Origin of the sequence: Micromonospora sp. NPDC002717 (assembly GCF_040295705.1) — a bacterium.
Classification (GTDB): Bacteria; Actinomycetota; Actinomycetes; order Mycobacteriales; family Micromonosporaceae; genus Micromonospora.
Map to the genome: position 1 here is coordinate 24,426 of NZ_JBEOVW010000024.1, position 18,832 is coordinate 43,257.

Consider the following 18,832-nt stretch of genomic DNA (forward strand, 5'->3'; position numbering starts at 1 on the left):
ACCGCACAGGTGACCACGGTGGAACAACCGGTGGACGTGCTGCTCAGCGACGGCACCACCGTCCAGTTGCGACCGATCCGCCCGTCGGACGGGCCGGGGATCGTGGCGATGCACTCGCGCTTCTCCGAGCGCACCCGCTACCTGCGGTACTTCTCGCCGTACCCGCGCATCCCCGAGCGGGACCTGCACCGCTTCGTCAACGTCGACCACCGCGACCGGGAGGCGTTCGTGGTGCTGGCCGGCGACCGGATCGTCGCCGTCGGCCGCTACGAGCGGCTCGGCCCCGACGCGCCCGAGGCCGAGGTGGCGTTCGTGGTCGAGGACGCCTACCAGGGTCGGGGCATCGGCTCGGTGCTGCTGGAGCACCTGGCCGACGCGGCCGGCCGGACCGGCATCGCGAACTTCGTGGCCGAGGTGCTCCCGGCCAACGGCGCGATGCTGCGGGTCTTCGCCGACTTCGGCTACCAGCTCCAGCGCCAGTTCGCCGACGGCGTGGTGCACCTGACCTTCCCGATCGCGCCCACCGACGCCACGCTGGAGGTGCAGCGCGGCCGGGAGCACCGCACCGAGGCCCGCTCGATCGCCCGGCTGCTCGCCCCGCGCGGCGTCGCCGTCTACGGCGCCAGCGCCACCGGGCAGGGCGTCGGCGCGGCGGTGCTCGGGCACCTGCGGGACGGCGGCTACACCGGCCCGGTGGTGCCGGTGCACCCGAGCGCGGCGACGGTCGCCGGGCTGCCCGCGTACCCGTCGGCGGCCGACGCGGGCGTGCCGGTCGACCTGGCCGTGGTGGCGGTGCCGCCGGAGACGGCGCGGGAGGCGGTCGACGACGCCGCCGCCGCGGGCGCGCACGCCCTGGTGGTGATCTCCGCGGGCTTCGCCGAGGCCGGCCCGGACGGCGCGGCCGCGCAGCGCGCGCTGGTCCGCGCGGCCCACACGGCGGGCATGCGCGTCGTCGGCCCGAACTGCCTGGGGGTGGCCAACACCGACCCGACCGTACGCCTCAACGCCACCCTCGCCCCGCGGCTGCCGGTGCCCGGCCGGGTGGGCATCTTCAGCCAGTCCGGCGCGTTCGGGGTGGCGCTGCTGGCCGAGGCGGACCGGCGCGGGCTGGGCCTGTCCAGCTTCGTCTCGGCCGGCAACCGGGCCGACGTCTCGGGCAACGACCTGCTCCAGTACTGGCAGGACGACCCCGGCACCGACGTGATCATGTTGTACCTGGAGACCTTCGGCAATCCGCGCAAGTTCGCCCGGCTGGCCCGCCGGATCGGCCGGGACAAGCCGGTCGTGGCGCTCGCCTCCCCGGCCCGTCCACCAGGCGTGGGCGACTCCGTGGGGCCGGACGAGGTCGCCGTCGGCGCACTGTTCGCGCACTCCGGGGTGATCCGGGTGGACACCGTCGCCGAGCTGCTCGACGTCGGGGTGCTGCTGGCCAACCAGCCGCTGCCCGCCGGGCCGCGGGTCGGGGTGGTCGGCAACTCCTCGGCGCTGACCGGGCTCGCGGCCACCGCCTGCGCCGCGCAGGGGCTCACCGTCGCCCGCGGCTACCCTCGCGACGTCGGGCCCCGGGCCGGCGCGGCCGAGTTCGCCGCCGCGCTCGCCGACACCGCCGCCGACGAGGGCGTGGACGCGCTGGTGGTGGTCTTCGCCCCGCCGCTGCCCGGCCAGCTCACCGACACCGAGGCGGACTTCACCGCCGCCCTGCCGGCCGCGCTCGCCGCCGGCAAGCCGACCGTGGCGACGTTCCTGGTCGGCCGGGCGCCGGCCGGGGTGCCCGCGTACCCGAGCGTGGAGGAGGCCGTCCGCGCCCTCGCCCGGGTCGCCACGTACGCCGACTGGCTGCGCCGACCGGCCGGCCTGCTGCCGGAGCTGCCCCGGGTCGACCGGGCGGCGGTGCACGCGGCCCTGCGACCCGAGGCCCTCGACCCGGTGGGGCTGCTCGCCGCGTACGGGATCGACGTGGTCGAGTCGGCGCCGGTGCGTTCCGCCGGGGAGGCCGTCGACGCGGCGATCCGGCTCGGGTTCCCGGTGGCCCTCAAGGCCGCCGCCCCGGGCCTGCGGCACCGGCTCGACCTCGGTGCGGTCCGGCTCGACCTGCCCGACGCCGCCACGGTCCACCGCGCGTACGCGGAGATGTCGGCGGTCTTCGGCGCGGAGGTCCTGGTGCAGCCGATGGTGCCGCCCGGCGTGGCCTGCGTGGTCGAGCTGGTCGAGGACCCGGCGTTCGGCCCGGTGGTCGGCTTCGGGCTGGGCGGCGTCGCCACCGAGCTGCTCGGCGACCGGGCCTGGCGCGCGGTGCCGCTGACCGACCTGGACGCGGCCGAGCTGGTCGACGAGCCACGGGCGGCGCCGCTGCTGCGCGGGCACCGGGGCGCGGCGCCGGTGGACCGGGCGGCCCTGGCCGACCTGCTGCTGCGCGTCGGCCGGCTCGCCGACGAGCAGCCCCGGGTGCGCGCGCTCACCCTCAACCCGGTGCTCGCCCGCCCCGACGGCATCTCGGTGCTGCACGCCACCGTACGCATCGGCTCCGCCGTCGCCCGCCCCGACACCGGCCCCCGCCGGCTGTAGGGCGTCAGCCTCGGCTGGAGATCTGCTGCACCGCCCAGGCGTTGCCGTCCGGGTCGGTGAAGAAGACGAAGCCGACGTTGTCCAGCGGGTCCGGCACGGGGCGTGGGTTCTCGCCCACCACCTGGATCTCGCTCACCGCCACGCCGCGCTCGACCAGCTCGGCCCGGGCCCGGCGCAGGTCCGGCACGACCAGTTGGAGGCCCTTCAGCGAGCCCGGCGGCATGTCCGGCAACGCCCCCTTGCCGATGACGATCGAGCAGCCCGAGCCGGGCGGGGTGAGCTGCACGATCCGGGCGTCGGCGCTGACCACCGTGTCGTGGTCCACGACGAAGCCGAGCTGGTCGGCGTAGAACGCCTTGGCCCGGTCCACGTCGGAGACCGGTACGACCACCACTTCCAAAGTCCAGTTCACACCCGTTGGTAGCCCGTCCGGCGGGCCGCGTCAAGGACCACGGCCGGGACGTACGTGAGGCCCCGGCGCACCGCCGGGGCCTCACGTGGCTCCGGGAACGTCAGCAGGCGTACGCCTCCAGGCGCTGCGCCCGCTCCGGGTCGCGCAGCTTCAGCAGGGTCACCTTCTCGATCTGCCGGATCCGCTCCCGGGACAGGCCGAACTCCCGGCCGACCTCGTCGAGCGTGCGCTGCCGGCCGTCGTCGAGACCGAACCGCAGCCGGATCACCGCCTGCTCCCGCTGGGAGAGGGTGGCCAGCACGATGCTCACCTCGTTGCGCAGCTCGCCCTGCGCGGCGGCGTCGCCCGGCTCGGCGCTCGGGTCCACCGCGGCCACGAAGTCACCGAGCGCGCTCTCGCCGTCCTCGCCGACCGCCTGGTCCAGGCTCACCGGCTCCCGGTCGTACGAGATCAGCTCGATCACCTGGAACTCCGGGATGTCCATGGCCCGGGCGACCTCGGCGACCGTGGGCTCGCGGCCCAGCGAGACGGACAGCTCGCGGCGGGCCCGGACCATGCGGTTGACCTGCTCGACCATGTGCACCGGGATGCGGATGGTGCGGGCCTGGTCGGCCATCGCGCGGGTGATCGCCTGCCGGATCCACCAGGTGGCGTAGGTGGAGAACTTGTAGCCCTTGGCGTAGTCGAACTTCTCGACCGCGCGGATCAGGCCGAGGTTGCCCTCCTGGATGAGGTCGAGGAACGCCATGCCGCGACCGGTGTAGCGCTTGGCGATGCTGACCACCAGGCGGAGATTCGCCTCCAGCAGGTGGTCCTTCGCCGCCCGGCCCTGCGTGACGATCAGCTCCAGGTCGGCCCGCAGCTCGGCGGAGACCGGGGTGCAGGTCGCCAGCTTCTCCTCGGCGAACAGCCCGGCCTCGATCCGCTTGGCCAGGTCGACCTCCTGCGCGGCGGTCAGCAGCTTCGTCCGCCCGATCCCGTTCAGGTATGCCCGGACCAGATCCGTGGAGACGCCGCGCTCGTCCGTGGCGTCGAGGTCGGTCAGGGTGTCGGTGGCGTGGTCGGCCTCGGTGGTGCCGGCCGGGCGCATCCGGTGCTCCATCATCTGCAGGGCCATCTCGTCTTCTCCCCGTGTCCACGTCTGTGCCGCTCGTTCCGGCTCAGTGGTGCCGGTGTGACACACAGCTTGGCGGGCGGGGCGTGAAACGGGAGTGAGGCGATCGGGGACCCGACACGAATCCGGTCCGGGTCCTGCACACCGTGCGCGTGTCGTCGCCGAGGGTTCCTTGTCGCCTGCGGTTACCGTGCCAGCGGTCGGCCAGTGGGGCCGGCGCCGCCGGCGACGTCGGCGCACCGGAACAGGTTTTGGAGGGTGTCGTGGTCTTCAAGCGGCTCATGCAGGCGATGGGCGTGGGTGGCCCGTCGGTGGAAACGGTCCTGGCGAACCCGAACTGCCGCCCCGGCGGCCAGTTGGAGGGCGTCGTCCACGTGGCCGGCGGCGAGCACCCCGTCGACATCTCCTACGTGTCCCTGGGCCTGGTCACCCGGGTCGAGGTGGAGAGCGGCGACAACGACTACGAGACCACGCAGGAGTTCCACCGGCAGGCGGCGACCGGCGCGTTCCGGCTGGAGCCCGGCCAGCGACACGACATCCCGTTCCGCTTCGCCGTGCCGTGGGAGACGCCGCTCACCGAGCTGTACGGGCAGCACCTGCACGGGATGACGATGGGGCTGCGTACGGAGCTGGAGGTGGCCCGCGCGGTCGACAAGGGCGACCTGGACGCGGTGGCGGTGCACCCGCTGCCGTCCCAGCAGCGGATCCTGGAGGCGTTCCTGCGGCTGGGTTTCCGGTTCGCCCGGGCCGACGTGGAGCGCGGCCACATCTACGGCGTGCGGCAGAGCCTGCCCTTCTACCAGGAGATCGAGTTCCACCCCGCCCCGCAGTACGCCGGCGCGATCAACCAGCTCGAGGTCACCTTCGTCACCGACCCGCAGCAGATCCAGGTGGTGCTGGAGCTCGACAAGCGCGGCGGCCTGTTCACCGAGGGGCGGGACGCCTTCGGCCGCTTCACCATCGACCACGCCACCGCCGAGCGCACCGACTGGACGGCCCAGCTCGACGCCTGGATCCGCCAGTCTCTCCAGCGCCGCGGCCTCTTCTCCTGACCCGCCCACCCCACCCCGCCCCCACCGGCGAGTTGATCATGAAGTTGTTGTCATTCGCCGCTCGGCGTGTCATGGCAATAACTTCATGATCAACGGGGTGGGATCCGGGGTTGGGGTGGGTGGGAGGGGAGGAAAGGAAAGGGGAGGGGAGGTGGTGGTTAGAGGTCGAGGAGGATCGTGCGTGGACCGATGTTGACGCTCTCGACCAGCATGTGGGCGCGGAAGCGGCCGGTCTCGACCTTCGCGCCCCGGGCGCGCAGCGCCTCCACGACCGCCGTCACCAGCGGCTCCGCCACCTCGGCCGGGGCCGCCGCCGTCCAGCTCGGACGGCGCCCCTTGCGGGCGTCGCCGTAGAGGGTGAACTGGCTGACCACCAGGATCGGCGCGCCGGTGTCGGCGGCGGACCGCTCGTCGTCGAGGATGCGCAGCTCGTGCACCTTGCGGGACATCGTGCGGGCGGTCTCGACGGTGTCGGTGTGGGTCACCCCGAGCAGCACCAGCAGCCCGTCGTCGATCGCGCCGACCACCTCGCCGTCGACCGTCACGCCCGCCCGGCCGACGGTCTGCACCACGGCCCGCATCAGCCGGTCACCGGCTCGATGAAGCCGCGCTCGACGAGGTGCGCGACGATCGGGCCGGCAGCCTCGGCCAGCTCCTCGGGGGCGACGTCGTGCGCGGCCGCGAGCAGGGTGAGCTGGTCGCGCAGCGGCAGCCGCCCGTCGGCCCCGCCCACCAGGGCGAGCACCAGGGGGTCGATCTCCTCCGTCCAGCGCAGCCCGTGCGGCATGGCCAGCACCTGCCGGTCCACCGCCCAGCCCTCGTCGCCCATCGTGGCCTCCTGCCGGAGCTGGAGGCCGTCAGCCGCCCGGTAGCGCGCAGCGAGCAGCCCGTCGGCGTCGTGGGCGCGCAGCCAGTCCTGGCGGTCGAACCAGGCGCCGATCCGGTCGCCCAGCGGCGCCTCCACCCGCTGCCGCAGGTCCTCCACCCGGATCACCGGGTCGTCGTGGCCGGAGCGGCGCAGCGAGACGATGCCGAAGCCCACCGCCTCCACCTTGTGCGCGTCGAACCAGTCCAGCCAGTCCGCCATCCGCTGCGGGTCGGCGGCCTCGCCGACGTCGGTGAGCCACAGGTTGACGTACGCCATCGGGTCCGCCACCTCGCGCTGGACGACCCAGGCGTCCAGCCCGGTGCCGGCGAACCAGCCGGTCACCCGCTCGGCCCAGTCCTCGCCCGCGACGTGCACCCAGTTGGCCAGGTACTGCATGGTGCCGCCCTCGGTGAGCAGACCGGGCGCGGCGGCGGCCAGCTCCGCGCCGATCGCGTCGCCGACCCGGCCGGAGTCGCGGTAGACGTGCGTGGTGGTGCCGGGCCCGACCACGAACGGCGGGTTGCTCACCACCAGGTCGAAGCGGCGCCCGGCGACGGGGGCGACCATGTCGCCGCGGAGCAGCTCCCAGTCCTGGCCGTTGAGCGCGGCGGTGGTGGCGGCGAAGCGCAGCGCCCGCTCGGAGACGTCGGTGGCGGTCACCCGCCGGGCGTGGGTGGCCAGGTGCAGCGCCTGCACGCCGGAGCCGGTGCCCAGGTCCAGCGCGGTCTCCACCGGCCGGCGGACGGTCGCGCCGATCAGCGTCTGGGTCGCCCCGCCGATGCCGAGGACGTGGTGGGCGTGCAACGGGCGGCCCGGGCGGGCGCTGGCGGGCACGTCGGCCAGCACCCACCAGTCGTCCCCGTACGGCTCCAGGTCCAGGCCCATCCGCAGCCCGTCGCCGTGCCGCTCGACCAGGCCCCCGGCGAGCGCCTCGTCCAGCGACAACGGCGCGAGCGCGGCGGCCACGGCGGCCTCCGGCTCGGTCTGCTCGCAGACGAACACCCGGATCAGCGTGCCGAGCGGGTCGCGGTCCTCGGTGGCGCGCAGCGCGGCCCGGAAGTCGTTGCGGGCCACCCCGCCGGTGGCCTGCGGGCCGAGCCGGGTGGCGATGCCGTTCGAGGTGAACCCGGCCCGGGTCAGCGCGGTCCGCAGCGCCTCGACGCCGGCGGGGGAGAGCAACATGTCGTGTCCGTCCACGCCGTCATCCTGCCTGGCGCCGCGTGCCGGCGTTCGACCACCCGGGAGATCGGCGCCACCGTCGCCAGCGCGCGCCGGTCGGCCGCCCGTGCCACCAGCCAGGTGTACGCCAGCAGCACGAGCACGTCGACCAGCACCAGCTGCCACGGCGCGTCGGCCATCGTCTCGTCCACGGCCAGCCCGCCGAACGCCGCGGCCAGCCCGAACGCGCTCACGTTGTTGACCACGTGCAACGCGACGGCCGCCTCCAGGCCGCCGGTGCGCACCGTGAGCCAACCGCAGAGCAGGCCCATCACGACCAGGTCGGCGAAGCCCCAGACGGTGCCCCAGCCGTGCGCCGCGGCGAAGAGCACCGCCTGCACCACCAACCCCGGCCAGGGCGAGCGCAGCCACGTCCCGAAGGCCTGGAGCAGCCAGCCACGGAACAGGTACTCCTCGGCGGCGGCCTGGAACGGGACCAGCGCGACGACCATCAGCAGGGCGGCGACGAAGGTGGGCCAGCCGACCCAGGCGTCGAGCGGGCCGAGGAGGACCATCTCGTCCCCGGTGGCCCGCAGGAGCAGGTGGCTGCCGACCAGCATGACCGTGATCGCCGGGGCGGCCGTCAGCAGGCAGGTGGCCAGCCAGCGCCACCGGACCCGGCCGAGCACGGAGGAGAGGCTGCCGGCCGGCCGGCGTTCCACCCAGCGGGTGACGGCCATCGTCAGCGGCAGGGCCACCGCCACCGACAGCACCAGCAGGGCGGTGTCCACGACGGGACCGAAGACGGGCAGCCCGTCGGCGTCCGTCGGCGTACCGGTGATCTCGGCCACGACGGTGGCGACGCCGAAGAGTGCGCAGCCGACGAGCAGCGCGCCGCCGAGCAGGGCGAGGACGCCGACGAGCGACCGCCACCATCGCTGCCGGCCGGTCCGGGCCAGCCGGTGGTACGGGGTGCCCGGGGGAGTACTACTGATCATGGGAGCAAGCCTGCCGCCGCCGACGGGCCGGCGGGTCGACGTGCGGACCGAACTCGGCACCACCCTGGGGTATAGGCCACCTCGTGCCCGCGGGCGACGTGACCGGTCGGCGGGCCTCCGTAGGGTTGCCTCATCATGACTCTCCTGCGGACCTGGTTGCTGCCGTCGGCGCTGGTCGGCGCCCAGCTCCTGCTCTGGCCCGGCCTGCCGCTGCTGCGGGGCGACGCACCGGACATCACGGCGACCTCGGCGGGTCTGGTCGCCGCCGTGGTCACCCTCCTGGCGCTGGGCTGGCGGCAGCATCGGCCGCTCCCGGCGCTGGCCGTGGTCCTGGCCGCGCAGACCCTCGGCCGGCTGGGCGCCTCTCCCGACGACCTGCTGGTGCTCAGCCTCGCCGAGCTGGTCGCCATCTGGTCCGTGGCTGTCCGGGCGCCCGGCCGGGTGGTGCGCGTGGCGCTGGCTGTGAGCGCCCTGTGGGTGGCGTCGGTCAACCTCCCCCGCTTCGACACCGCCGCGGCCTACCTGGGAGAGGTCGTCGTCGCCGTGCTCGGCTACCTGCTGGCCGCGGGTCTCGGGCGCAGCCGCCGGCACTGGATGACCGGGCGGGCGGCGGTGGCCGGCCGGCTCGTCGCCGCCGAGGCGGAGGCCCGTCAGGCGGCCGAGACCGAACGCCATCGGCTCGCCCGGGAGCTGCACGACGTCAGCGCCCACCACCTCACCTCCATCGTGGTGACGGTGGGAGCGGCCGAGCGCCTGGCGGCCCGGCGTCCGGAGTTGGCCGCGGAGGCGGTGGAGTTCGCGGCGCGTACGGGGCGGGAGACCCTGGTCGCGCTGCGCCGCCTGGTCGCGGTGATGAGCGACGACACAGAGGCGCACCGGCCGTTGCGGCAGCGGCTCGACGACCTGGTCGCCGGCTTTCACCGGCTCGGCCAGCCGGTGCGCCTCGACCGCACCGGTCCGGAACCGCCGGCCGCTCTGGCCGGGGTCGTCCACGCCGTCGTCCGCGAGTCCCTGACCAACGTGGTGCGGCACGCCGCCGGAGCCGACGTCTCGGTTCGGGTCGCGGTCGACGCCGGGACCGTCACGGTCACGGTCGCCGACACCGGCGTACCGGGGCCGACGGCCGCCTTCACGCTGGGCGCCGGGCGGGGCATCAGCGGCCTGCGGGAGCGCGTCGCCGCCCTGGGCGGCACCCTGCGCGCCGGCCCGGACGGCGACGGCTGGCGGGTCGAGGCACGGCTGCCCGTCGGGGCGGATCCCGGCAGCCCGCCGGTCGGGGCGGATCCCGGCAGCCGGCCGTCGCCGGTCCGGTCGGAGAACGGCCGGTCCCTGGTGACCGCCGCGCTGGTCGGCAACGCGCTGGTGCTTCCGGTGGCCGCGGCCCTCGTCTCGGTGGAGACCGACGCCGAACTGGCGGGGCTGGGTGACCCGATCGTCCTGCTCCAGCTCCTGCTGCTCTCCGTGGCGCACGCCGCGCCGCTGGCGTGGCGGTGCCGCCGACCGTGGGCCGCGTTCGCGGGCGTCGCCGGGACCGCGCTGCTCTGGCCGGTCACCGCGCTGCTGGTCGGGCTGCCCCGGGGTGCGGAGTTCGTGCTGCTGACCGCCGGCTTCGCCGACCTGGCCGCCGTCTGGGCCGTGGCCGCGTACGCCCGGCGGGCCGGCCCCACGTGGCTGGCCGCGCCGTCGGCGGCCACGGTGCTCGCCGTGGGCCTGGTCGGTACGGCGGCGGCGGACGGCTCGATCGCCGGGGAGCCCGTGCACGTGCCCGTGACCGTCTTCATGACCGTGTTCGTCGCCGGGCTGCTGCTGGCGCCGATGCTGCTGACCTGGGGCGGCGGCGTGCTGGTCCGGGGCCGGCGGCGGCGGGTGCTCAGCCGGGAGGGCGACGCGCTGGCCGCGGCGACCGCCCGGGCCGTGGCGGCGGCCCGGGCCGAGCGGGAGCGGATCGGTGCCGGACTGCGCTCGGCGGTGCTGGACCGGGCCGGCCGCCTGGTGGTCGTCGCCGACCAGGGCCGGCTCGCCGAGATCCTGGTCGAGGCACGGGCCACGTTGGCCGCGATGCGCGGCCTGCTGGACGACCTGCGCGCCGACGACCGGCCGGTGCCGCACGGTCCGCAACCGACCCTCGCCGACGTGGGCGGGCTCTGCGCGTCGCGGCAGGCGCACGGTCGCGACGTCCTGCTGGACGCGCCGGCGACCGTGCCGGCCCTGCCGACCGACGTGGACGTGTCGGCGTACCGGCTGGTGGAGGCCGCGTTGGACGCGGGCGTCGGGCCGGCCCGGGTGGTGCTGCGGCTGACCGGCGGTGAGCTGCGGGTGTCGGTCACGGGCCTGCCCACCGTGTCGGACCCGCTGGTCGTCGCCGGGTTGCGGGCCCGGGTCGACGCGCTCGGTGGCCGGCTCGCGCTGCGCCGCGGCGAGCTGCGGGCGCGGCTGCCGCTGCCGCCGGTCCCCGTGGTCGCCGCCCGGCCCGGGCAGCGGGGCGAACGAGTGCCGGAGGGGGCGCGATGATCAGGGTGCTGGTGGTGGACGACCAGCCGGTGGTCCGGGCCGGGTTCGCGGCGATCGTCGACGCCGAACCGGACCTGACGGTGGTCGGGGAGGCCGCCGACGGCGCCGACGCGCTCGACCAGGCCGCCCGGAGCCGACCGGACGTGGTGTTGATGGACATCCGGATGCCGGGGATGGACGGCCTCACCGCCACCGCCCGGCTGACCGCCGACCCGGCCGGCCCCCGGGTGCTGGTGCTGACCACCTTCGACCTGGACGCCCACGTGTTCGAGGCGCTGCGGGTGGGCGCCTCGGGCTTCCTGCTCAAGGACGCCCAACCGGTCGACCTGCTGCACGCGATCCGGGTGGTGGCCGCCGGCGACGGGCTGCTCGCCCCCACCGTCACCCGCCGGCTGATCGACGCCTTCGCCACCGGGGCACTCACCCCGCCGGCGGAGCCCGCCGAGCTGGCCGCGCTCACCGCACGGGAGCGCGAGGTCTTCGTCCGGCTGGCGGCCGGGCTGACCAACGCGGAGATCGGCGCGCAGTTGGGCGTCGCGACCGGCACGGTGAAGGCGCACGTCAACGCCCTGCTGGGCAAGCTGGGTGCGCGGGACCGGGTGCAGGCGACGATCCGTGCCTACGACCTCGGGCTCGTCCGGCCCGGCACCCGGCGGTCACCCGCGTAGGGGCGCCGGCCGGGCACACTCCGGGGCGGGCGGCGACGCCCTGCCCGGTGCCGGTGGCCGCCGGCACGGAAGGCGCGGGCGGATCGGCGCGGCCCCTTCGCCCGGCCTCCGCCATTGGGCAGGATGGTCCCATGACGCTCGCGCTGCCCATCGACCCCGAGGCCAACCGGCTGCTGGACCGCAGCCCGCTGGCCCTGCTGCTGGGGATGGTCCTCGACCAACAGGTGACGATGGAGAAGGCCTTCTCCTCGCCGTACGTGCTGACCCAGCGCCTCGGACGGGACCTGGACGCCCGGGAGATCGCCGACCACGATCCCGAGGCCCTGGTGGCCCTGTTCGCCCAGCCACCGGCGCTGCACCGGTTCCCGAAGGCGATGGCGGCCCGGGTGCAGGAGGTGTGCCGGGTCCTCGTCGACCGGTACGACGGCGACGCCGCCCGGCTCTGGTCCGACGTCGCCGACGGCCGGGAACTGTTCCGCCGCATCGCCGAGCTGCCCGGCTTCGGCAGGCAGAAGGCGCAGATCTTCCTTGCCCTGCTCGGCAAGCGGTTCGGGGTCACGCCGGAGGGCTGGCGGGAGGCGGCCGGCGGGTACGGCGACCTGGACGCCCACCGGTCGGTGGCGGACGTCGTCGACGCGGAATCGCTGCGCCGGGTGCGTGACTACAAGCAGCAGGTGAAGGCGGCGGCGAAGGCGAAGGCCGCCCAGGGCTGACGCCGCTGCCCGCGTGGCGAGGCCGGTGGACGGGAGTCCCCGGGCGACCCCGTGCGGGCCGAGGTCAGGCGGCGGTCGTGAGTGTGCCTCGTGCCTCGGTGCGGTGACGTCAGGCGGTCGTGGGTTTGCCTCGGTGCGCCGCGCCGTCAGGCGGCGGTCGGGCGGGACAGGGCGGCCAGCGCCCGCCGGACGTCGGCGAGGGAGACCGTCGCCGAGTCGTCCAGGTCGGCCAGGCCGGCCTCGATCCACTGCCGCATCAGAGTGGTGACCCCGATGCCGCGGGCGTCGGCGGCCGCGCGGACCCGCTCGTACGTCTCCAGGGGCAGGCGCACCGAGCGGCTGACCATGGGGGTCTCGGTGTCGGGGGTGGGCAGCTCCACCGGCTGAGTCTCGTCGATCAGCTCCGCGAGCCGGTCACCGCCGCTGTGGAACTGCTTGGTCGCGTCGTTACGGTTCATCGTCACCGCCTCCTCATCGGCGAGATCTCCGCACGGCCTCGTCGTAGCGCTTCGCCTCGGCGTCGCTGAGCTCGCGGGCGGAGAGGATGTCCCAGTCGTTGTCGGTGCCGTCGGCCTCGGCGAGCAGCACGGCCAGTCGGCGCCCCCGGCGGGCGGCGGCGTAGACGACCATCACGTCGTCGCACAGGTGACGGATCACCCGGCGGGTGCTGTGCAGCGCCTCCCAGACTTCCCCGGGCGTGACGTCGTAGACCCTCAGGTTGGCCAACGCCTCGTCGGTGAAGCTGAACCTGCTGCCCACGGCGCGAGCGTACCACGGATGTAACACGAACCCGGCTGCGCCGATTTTCGCTGATCACGCGTTCGAGGTGACAGGATGAGGCGTAACCCCCTCGAGGAGGTCCGTGGTGAAGCGTCAGGCGTACCAGCCGATCCTGATCACCGACGCCTCGCGCAGCCAGGACGACCAGCTCACCAGCCGTCAGCGGCGCTACGTGCTGATGATGGGGATCCGGGTGGCGTGCGTGATCGTCGGTGCCGTCCTGGTCGGCGTACAGGCCCCGCTGCTCTGGCTCTGGCTGCCGTTGGTGGCCCTCGGCATGGTGCTCATCCCCTGGCTGGCGGTGCTGCTGGCGAACGACCGCCCGCCGAAGGAGCAGCACCGGCTGGCGTCCCGGTTCCAGCCGCGGCACCGCGACGAGACCCCGCCGATGAGCCTGACCGCCGAGGAGCGGCCGCACAAGGTGATCGACGCCGAGCCCTGACCGACCCGCTCCCGCCCGGCGAGCGGGGCGGGGCGCGGGTTTCGGGTCAGGGAGTGGGGCGCGCGCCCACCTGGGAGACCGCCATGGCACCGAGGTCGCCCGCGCGGCGCAGCGCCACCGTCGGGTCCGCGCCGGCGAGCCAGGCGGCCAGCAGCCCGGCCGCGAAGGCGTCCCCGGCCCCGGTGACGTCCACCACCGCCACCCGGCGGGCCGGCGCCACGGCGACCGTGGCGTCCCGGTCCACCCATACCGCCCCCGCCGCGCCCTGCTTGACGACGATCCGCCGGGCGGAGGCCGACAGCGCCCGCCCCTGCGCCGCCGGGTCGAGCCCGCCGGCCAGCACGGTCGCCTCGTCGGCGTTGACCAGGAGCAGGTCGACCCCGCGTACCCAGGACAGGAAGGCCGCCGCGCCGACCCGCCGCAGCGGCGCCGCGGAGGCCGCGTCGACGCTGGTGGTGAGCCCGCGCTCGCGGGCGGCGGCCAGCGCGCGCAGCCCGGCCGGGCGGGACTCGGCGTCCAGCAGGGTGTACGCGGACAGGTGCAGGTGCCGCGCGTCCGGCGCGGCGGCCAGCGCCGCGTCGACGTCCGCCGGGGCCAGCCGCAGGTTGGCGCCCCGCTCGGTGATCATCGTCCGTTCCCCGGCGGTGGCCAGCACGATGACCGTGCCGGTGGCGTGCTCCGGGTGCCGCGTCACCGCGCAGTCGACCCCGGCACGCTCCAGCTCGGCCACCCGCTCCCGTCCCTGCCCGTCGTCGCCGACCGCGCCCACCAACGTCACCGGCACGCCCTGGGCGGCGAGCCAGGCCGCGGTGTTGGCGGCCTGTCCGCCGCCGCTGAACCGGATGGCCGCCGGTGTGTCGGACCCGGTGGCCGGTGGCCCGTCCAGCACCGCCACCACGTCGGTGATCAGGTCACCGACGACGAGGACGCGGCCTGCGGTCATGCGTCGGCGCGACGGGCGGCTGCGGCGACCGCGATCCGGGCGGCGAGGTCGGCGTTGCGCAGGATGATCCGGACGTTCACCGCCAGGCTCGCCCCCTCGGTCGCCGAGTGGAAGTGGGCGAGCAGGTAGGGCGTCACCGCCTTGCCGGTCACCCCGTCGCGCTCGAGCAGCGCCAGCCCGTCGGCGAGCGTCCGGTCGTGCAGCTCCGGGTCGAGCTGCTCGTCGGCCGGCAGCGGGTTGGCCACGATCAGGCCGCCGTGGTGCACGCCGTGCTGCTCCCGGGCGGCCAGCGCGTCGGCGACCTGCTCGGCGGAGTCCAGCGACCAGTCCAGGTCGAAGCCGCCGTCGGTGATGAAGAAGCCGGGGAACCGCCGGGTCCGGTAGCCCACCACGCCGACGCCGAGGGTCTCCAGCCGCTCCAGGGTGGCGCCCACGTCGAGGATCGACTTGACGCCGGCGCAGACCACCGCGATCGGGGTCCGGGCCAGGGTGACCAGGTCGGCGGACTCGTCGAAGGTCTGCGCGGCCTCCCGGTGCACCCCGCCGAGGCCGCCGGTGGCGAACACCCCGATGCCGGCGGCGGCGGCCACCGCGCTGGTCGCGGCCACGGTCGTGGCGCCGTCCGCGCCGGTGGCCGCCGCCACGGCGAGATCGCGTACGGAGAGCTTGGCGACCCCGTCGGCGGTGGCGAGCCGGGTCAGCTCCGCGTCGTCCAGGCCCGCCACGAGCCGGCCGCCGACCATGCCGATGGTCGCCGGGACCGCGCCCGCGTCCCGGACCGCCTGCTCGATCTCCCGGGCCACCCGCAGGTTGTCCGGCCGGGGCAGGCCGTGCGAGACGATGGTGCTCTCCAGGGCGACGACGGGGCGTCCGGCGCGCAGTGCCTCGGCCACCTCGGCGCCGTAGTGGATGTGAAAGTCGGTCACGTCACCACCGTACGGCCTCCGCCGGGGGTGGCCTGAAGTGGACCGGGCCGCGGTGACCTGCCAGACTTGACGGTCGGAGGTGTAGAAGTGAGCACACAGGTTCTCGAGCGTCCGGAGCTGAAGGACGCCGACACCGGTCCCGAGATGTTCCACTACGTGCGCAAGGAGAAGATCGCCGAAAGTGCCGTCATGGGCACCTTCGTCGTCGCGCTCTGCGGGGAGACCTTCCCGGTGACCAAGGCCGCCAAGCCCGGCTCGCCGGTCTGCCCGAAGTGCAAGGAGATCTACGACTCGTACGCCGAGTGAACCAGGGCGGCCGGGACGGCCGCCCACGTAACCTGCGGCGGTGACCACCTCCACCGCCCTGCTCCTCGCCGACCTCACCGGGGTGGCGGTCTTCGCCGCCTCCGGGGCCTCCGCGGCGGTGGCCAAGCGGCTCGACCTCTTCGGCGTCGTCTTCGTCGGCTTCGTCGCCGCGCTCGGCGGCGGGATCTTCCGGGACCTGGCGATCGACGAGGTGCCGCCGCTGGCCTTCGCCGACTGGCGGTACGCCGCCACGGCCGCCGTCACCGCCGCCGCCGTCTTCTGGCTGCACCCCCAGCTCGCCAGGCTGCGCACCACCGTGCTCGTGCTGGACGCGGCCGGGCTGGGGCTGTTCACCGTCACCGGCACGGTCAAGGCCCTCGACGCCCAGGTGCCGGCGGTGGGGGCGTGCGTGATCGGCATGCTCACCGCGATCGGCGGCGGCCTCGGGCGGGACCTGCTCACCGCCGAGATCCCGGTGGTGCTGCGGCGCGAGATCTACGCGGTCGCCGCGCTCGCCGGCTCGATCGCCGTGGCGCTGCTGGACGCGTTCGGGCACGCCAACGCCGCCTGGCTGACCGCGGCGGCGGCGTTCGTCTTCCTGTTCCGCCTGGTCGCCCTGCGCAGGCGCTGGTCGGCTCCGATCGCCACCCTCCGCCCCCCACGTACCCACAGCCCCGGCCCCCACCCCTGACCCCGACCCCACGGCCACGCCACCACGCCTGCGCCCGCGATCCCGCAATTTCTGCCCGGTCACATGCCGCTCAAGGTGCGAAGCGGGGGCCGAAGGTGCAAGATCGCGGGGTCGTCCACCGAGGCGATGCCGTCGGGTCGCGGGTGCGGCGGATGTGAGCCGCGTGGTGTCGGCTGGGTCGGGCGGGCCCCGCTGGTTATGCTGAGTCGGCCTTCGCGGCACCATCGGCGCGGAGGCGTTTTCATGGGCGGCGGCACCCGTGGCCCTCGGCCGGGGTCCGCCATCAGGCGGTCGGAGAGGAGCTTCGCGTGGCGGCCCGGTTGCCGGCGATCGAGACGTTTCCGGCACTGCGCGCGTGGCAGCGCAAGGCACTGGTGGAGTACCTGCGCCGGCGCGACCCCGACTTCACCGCGGTCGCCACCCCGGGCGCCGGCAAGACCACCTTCGCCCTGCGGATCGCGGCCGAGCTGCTCGCCGACGGCACCGTCGAGGCGGTCACCGTGGTGGCCCCGACCGAGCACCTGAAGACCCAGTGGGCGCAGTCGGCGGCCCGGGTCGGCATCCAGCTCGACGCCGCCTTCCGCAACGCCGACCTGCACTCCTCCGCCGACTTCCACGGCGCCGTCGTGACGTACGCGCAGGTGGGGATTGCACCCCAGGTGCACAAGCGGCGCACCCTGACCCGGCGCACGCTGGTCATCCTCGACGAGATCCACCACGCGGGGGACAGCCGCTCCTGGGGCGACGGGGTGAAGGCGGCCTTCGAGGGCGCCGAGCGGCGGCTGATGCTCACCGGCACCCCGTTCCGCTCCGACGACAACCCGATCCCGTTCGTCACGTACGAGCGGGGCGGGGACGGCCTGCTCCGCTCCCGCGCCGACTCGGTGTACGGCTACTCCGACGCGCTGCGCGACGGCGTGGTCCGCCCGGTGCTCTTCCTGGCGTACTCGGGGGAGACCCGGTGGCGCACCAACGCCGGGGAGGAGCTGGCGGCGCGGCTCGGCGAGCCGATGACCCAGGACCTCGTCGCGCAGGCGTGGCGTACCGCCCTGGATCCGGCGGGCGACTGGATGCCGCAGGTGCTGCGGGCCGCCGACGCCCGGCTGACCGTGCTGCGCAACGCGGGGATGCCCGACGCCGGCGGGCTGGTGATCGCCAGCGACCAGCAGACCGCCCGCTCGTACGCCAAGCTCATCGAGCAGTTGACCGGCGAACGGGCGGCGGTGGTGCTCTCCGACGACGTGGGGGCCTCCGCGCGGATCGCGACGTTCGCGGCGTCCGAGCAGCGGTGGCTGGTGGCGGTCCGGATGGTCTCCGAGGGCGTCGACATCCCCCGCCTGGCGGTCGGGGTGTACGCGACCAGCGCCAGCACCCCGCTCTACTTCGCGCAGGCGATCGGCCGGTTCGTCCGCGCCCGCCGCGAGGGGGAGACCGCCTCGGTCTTCCTGCCCAGCGTGCCGCACCTGCTCGGGCTGGCCAGCGAGATGGAGGCCGAGCGGGACCACGTGCTCGGCAAGCCGAAGGACCGCGAGGGTTTCGACGACGACCTGCTGGAACGCGCCCAGCGTGACGACCAGGCCAGCGGCGAGCTGGAGAAGCGCTTCGCCGCACTCTCCGCGACCGCCGAGCTGGACCAGGTGATCTTCGACGGCGCCTCGTTCGGCACCGCCGCCCAGGCCGGCACCCCCGAGGAGGAGGAGTACCTGGGCCTGCCCGGGCTGCTGACCGCCGACCAGGTCGCCATGCTGCTGACCAAGCGGCAGCAGGAGCAGCTCGCCGCCCAGCGCCGGAGGGCCGCGCGGCCCGCTGAGTCGGCCGCTGAGCCGTCCGCGGCGCCGGCGGCACCGATGAGTGCCGCCCAGCGCCGGGTCGCCCTGCGTCGGCAGCTCAACGCTCTGGTGGCCGCCCGGCACCACCGGACGGGGCAGCCGCACGGAAAGATCCACGCCGAGCTGCGCCGCCTCTGCGGCGGCCCGCCGAGCGCCCAGGCCACGATCGAGCAGCTCGAGGAGCGCATCGCCACCGTCCAGACCCTCTGACGGCGGACGGCCCCCGCACGCCCCGTGCGGTGGCCCGTGGACCCGGCGCGCGGTCCGCGCCCCCTGCCCCGTCAGGCCGCCCGTGGCCGGCGGTGCGCGGTCGGCTCCGCCGGTGCCCGGCCCGTGCCCGTTGCGCCCGTCAGGCCGCCCGTGGGGCCGGCTGCGGGATCCGCCCCGCCCGTCCCCCTGGGCCCGTCGGCCGCTCGTGAGCCCGGCCGCGGGCTCCGCGCCGCCCGTGCCCGCTGCGCCCGTCGGGCGGCCCGTGGACAAGCCGCGCGATCCGTTCCGCCCGCGCCGGGGCTGTGGGGCAGGGGCGGGGGTACGCAAAAGCCGGCCGGAGGCTCCCCGTTGGGGGGCCTCCGGCCGGCTATGTCGTGGGTTTGCGGATTCAGTTCGCCATCAGATCGGCGCCACGCCAGCTGAACTCCGGGTCCGTCGCGTACCGCACGGTGATCTTCACGAGATCCTCCGCGTACTTGTTCGCGTGGTGCCCACAGAACACCAGCTCGCTCCCACCCGCCAGAGTGATCCGGAGCTTGCCGGCAGCATTGCAGCGGTCGCACCGTTCATCGGCGGCTGGGGGAGCCACCGTCTCGGGCGGCGGCGTGAGGGTCGGGGTCATCGCCTTCCTCCTCTGGTCGTCACC

General features: G+C 75.2%; 19 protein-coding genes. 9 read left to right on the plus strand and 10 right to left on the minus strand.

Features of this window, described 5'->3' with window-relative positions; all coding sequences use genetic code 11:
- The first annotated feature begins 9 nt into the window (after positions 1–9).
- On the plus strand, positions 10–2,565 hold the full coding sequence (locus ABT006_RS27335) for a bifunctional acetate--CoA ligase family protein/GNAT family N-acetyltransferase (RefSeq protein WP_350710957.1): 2,556 nt from the start codon (positions 10–12) through the stop codon (positions 2,563–2,565).
- A 4-nt stretch (positions 2,566–2,569) separates the two neighbouring features.
- On the opposite strand, the gene ABT006_RS27340 is transcribed toward ABT006_RS27335, so the two are convergent.
- Positions 2,570–2,977: a VOC family protein gene (locus ABT006_RS27340; RefSeq protein ID WP_350710959.1), complete on the minus strand. Its 408-nt coding sequence runs from the start codon at positions 2,975–2,977 to the stop codon at positions 2,570–2,572.
- A gap of 100 nt (positions 2,978–3,077) precedes the next feature.
- Positions 3,078–4,094, minus strand: coding sequence for an RNA polymerase sigma factor SigB (gene sigB, locus ABT006_RS27345; protein ID WP_466021636.1), 1,017 nt, complete (start codon positions 4,092–4,094; stop codon positions 3,078–3,080).
- Between the two features lie 260 nt (positions 4,095–4,354).
- Between sigB and ABT006_RS27350 the strand changes: the two genes are divergently transcribed.
- Positions 4,355–5,143, plus strand: coding sequence for a sporulation protein (locus ABT006_RS27350; protein WP_350710961.1), 789 nt, complete (start codon positions 4,355–4,357; stop codon positions 5,141–5,143).
- A 158-nt stretch (positions 5,144–5,301) separates the two neighbouring features.
- On the opposite strand, the gene dtd is transcribed toward ABT006_RS27350, so the two are convergent.
- The 3 genes from dtd to ABT006_RS27365 are packed head-to-tail and all read right to left on the minus strand — an operon-like array spanning position 5,302 to position 8,167.
- The gene (gene dtd, locus ABT006_RS27355) at positions 5,302–5,724 is read right to left on the minus strand and encodes a D-aminoacyl-tRNA deacylase (protein WP_350710962.1); all 423 of its coding nucleotides are present in this window, start codon (positions 5,722–5,724) and stop codon (positions 5,302–5,304) included.
- Complete coding sequence (locus ABT006_RS27360) at positions 5,724–7,208, minus strand: DUF7782 domain-containing protein (protein WP_350710963.1); 1,485 nt, start codon at positions 7,206–7,208, stop codon at positions 5,724–5,726. Before ABT006_RS27360 ends, dtd begins: the two co-directional genes overlap by 1 nt.
- Positions 7,148–8,167 carry a CPBP family intramembrane glutamic endopeptidase gene (locus ABT006_RS27365; RefSeq protein ID WP_350710965.1) on the minus strand — a complete coding sequence of 340 codons (1,020 nt, stop codon included), beginning with the start codon at positions 8,165–8,167 and terminating at the stop codon, positions 7,148–7,150. Before ABT006_RS27365 ends, ABT006_RS27360 begins: the two co-directional genes overlap by 61 nt.
- A gap of 135 nt (positions 8,168–8,302) precedes the next feature.
- On the opposite strand from ABT006_RS27365, the gene ABT006_RS27370 reads away from it, so the two are divergent.
- From ABT006_RS27370 to ABT006_RS27380, 3 genes are all read left to right on the plus strand, one after another.
- On the plus strand, positions 8,303–10,678 hold the full coding sequence (locus ABT006_RS27370; RefSeq protein WP_350710967.1) for a sensor histidine kinase: 2,376 nt from the start codon (positions 8,303–8,305) through the stop codon (positions 10,676–10,678).
- Positions 10,675–11,346 (plus strand): response regulator, encoded by a 672-nt coding sequence (locus ABT006_RS27375; protein WP_350710969.1) that lies wholly within the window; start codon positions 10,675–10,677, stop codon positions 11,344–11,346. The genes ABT006_RS27370 and ABT006_RS27375 overlap by 4 nt, the downstream gene beginning before the upstream one ends.
- A 131-nt stretch (positions 11,347–11,477) precedes the next feature.
- Entirely contained in the window at positions 11,478–12,059 is a 582-nt protein-coding gene (locus ABT006_RS27380) for an HhH-GPD-type base excision DNA repair protein (RefSeq protein ID WP_350710971.1), read from the plus strand.
- 146 nt (positions 12,060–12,205) lie between these two features.
- On the opposite strand, the gene ABT006_RS27385 is transcribed toward ABT006_RS27380, so the two are convergent.
- Positions 12,206–12,517 carry a YlcI/YnfO family protein gene (locus ABT006_RS27385; RefSeq protein WP_350710973.1) on the minus strand — a complete coding sequence of 104 codons (312 nt, stop codon included), beginning with the start codon at positions 12,515–12,517 and terminating at the stop codon, positions 12,206–12,208.
- 13 nt (positions 12,518–12,530) lie between these two features.
- A complete protein-coding gene (locus ABT006_RS27390; protein ID WP_350710974.1) occupies positions 12,531–12,818 on the minus strand; it encodes a hypothetical protein in 288 nt (95 codons plus the stop codon).
- 106 nt (positions 12,819–12,924) lie between these two features.
- On the opposite strand from ABT006_RS27390, the gene ABT006_RS27395 reads away from it, so the two are divergent.
- Positions 12,925–13,281 (plus strand): DUF3099 domain-containing protein, encoded by a 357-nt coding sequence (locus ABT006_RS27395; RefSeq protein ID WP_350711071.1) that lies wholly within the window; start codon positions 12,925–12,927, stop codon positions 13,279–13,281.
- A 46-nt stretch (positions 13,282–13,327) separates the two neighbouring features.
- On the opposite strand, the gene ABT006_RS27400 is transcribed toward ABT006_RS27395, so the two are convergent.
- A complete protein-coding gene (locus ABT006_RS27400; protein ID WP_350710976.1) occupies positions 13,328–14,224 on the minus strand; it encodes a carbohydrate kinase family protein in 897 nt (298 codons plus the stop codon).
- Entirely contained in the window at positions 14,221–15,150 is a 930-nt protein-coding gene (locus ABT006_RS27405) for a pseudouridine-5'-phosphate glycosidase (protein WP_350710977.1), read from the minus strand. Before ABT006_RS27405 ends, ABT006_RS27400 begins: the two co-directional genes overlap by 4 nt.
- A gap of 87 nt (positions 15,151–15,237) precedes the next feature.
- On the opposite strand from ABT006_RS27405, the gene ABT006_RS27410 reads away from it, so the two are divergent.
- From ABT006_RS27410 to ABT006_RS27420, 3 genes are all read left to right on the plus strand, one after another.
- Positions 15,238–15,456, plus strand: coding sequence for a DUF3039 domain-containing protein (locus tag ABT006_RS27410; protein WP_091096469.1), 219 nt, complete (start codon positions 15,238–15,240; stop codon positions 15,454–15,456).
- Positions 15,457–15,496: 40 nt separating this feature from the next.
- Positions 15,497–16,147, plus strand: a complete 651-nt coding sequence (locus tag ABT006_RS27415) for a trimeric intracellular cation channel family protein (RefSeq protein WP_350710979.1) — start codon at positions 15,497–15,499, stop codon at positions 16,145–16,147.
- A gap of 308 nt (positions 16,148–16,455) precedes the next feature.
- A complete protein-coding gene (locus tag ABT006_RS27420; RefSeq protein ID WP_350710981.1) occupies positions 16,456–18,186 on the plus strand; it encodes a DEAD/DEAH box helicase in 1,731 nt (576 codons plus the stop codon).
- Between the two features lie 388 nt (positions 18,187–18,574).
- Here ABT006_RS27420 and ABT006_RS27425 read toward each other — a convergent pair whose 3' ends face one another.
- On the minus strand, positions 18,575–18,808 hold the full coding sequence (locus ABT006_RS27425; protein WP_036374862.1) for a DUF7455 domain-containing protein: 234 nt from the start codon (positions 18,806–18,808) through the stop codon (positions 18,575–18,577).
- Positions 18,809–18,832 lie beyond the last annotated feature (24 nt).

Coding starts and splice junctions, on each gene's coding strand:
- sigB (WP_466021636.1), bottom strand. CDS start 4,094: ATGGCCCTGCAGATGATGGAGCACCGGATGCGCCCGGCCGGCACCACC.
- dtd (WP_350710962.1), bottom strand. CDS start 5,724: ATGCGGGCCGTGGTGCAGACCGTCGGCCGGGCGGGCGTGACGGTCGAC.
- ABT006_RS27365 (WP_350710965.1), bottom strand. CDS start 8,167: ATGATCAGTAGTACTCCCCCGGGCACCCCGTACCACCGGCTGGCCCGG.
- ABT006_RS27370 (WP_350710967.1), top strand. CDS start 8,303: ATGACTCTCCTGCGGACCTGGTTGCTGCCGTCGGCGCTGGTCGGCGCC.
- ABT006_RS27375 (WP_350710969.1), top strand. CDS start 10,675: ATGATCAGGGTGCTGGTGGTGGACGACCAGCCGGTGGTCCGGGCCGGG.
- ABT006_RS27380 (WP_350710971.1), top strand. CDS start 11,478: ATGACGCTCGCGCTGCCCATCGACCCCGAGGCCAACCGGCTGCTGGAC.
- ABT006_RS27385 (WP_350710973.1), bottom strand. CDS start 12,517: ATGAACCGTAACGACGCGACCAAGCAGTTCCACAGCGGCGGTGACCGG.
- ABT006_RS27400 (WP_350710976.1), bottom strand. CDS start 14,224: ATGACCGCAGGCCGCGTCCTCGTCGTCGGTGACCTGATCACCGACGTG.
- ABT006_RS27425 (WP_036374862.1), bottom strand. CDS start 18,808: ATGACCCCGACCCTCACGCCGCCGCCCGAGACGGTGGCTCCCCCAGCC.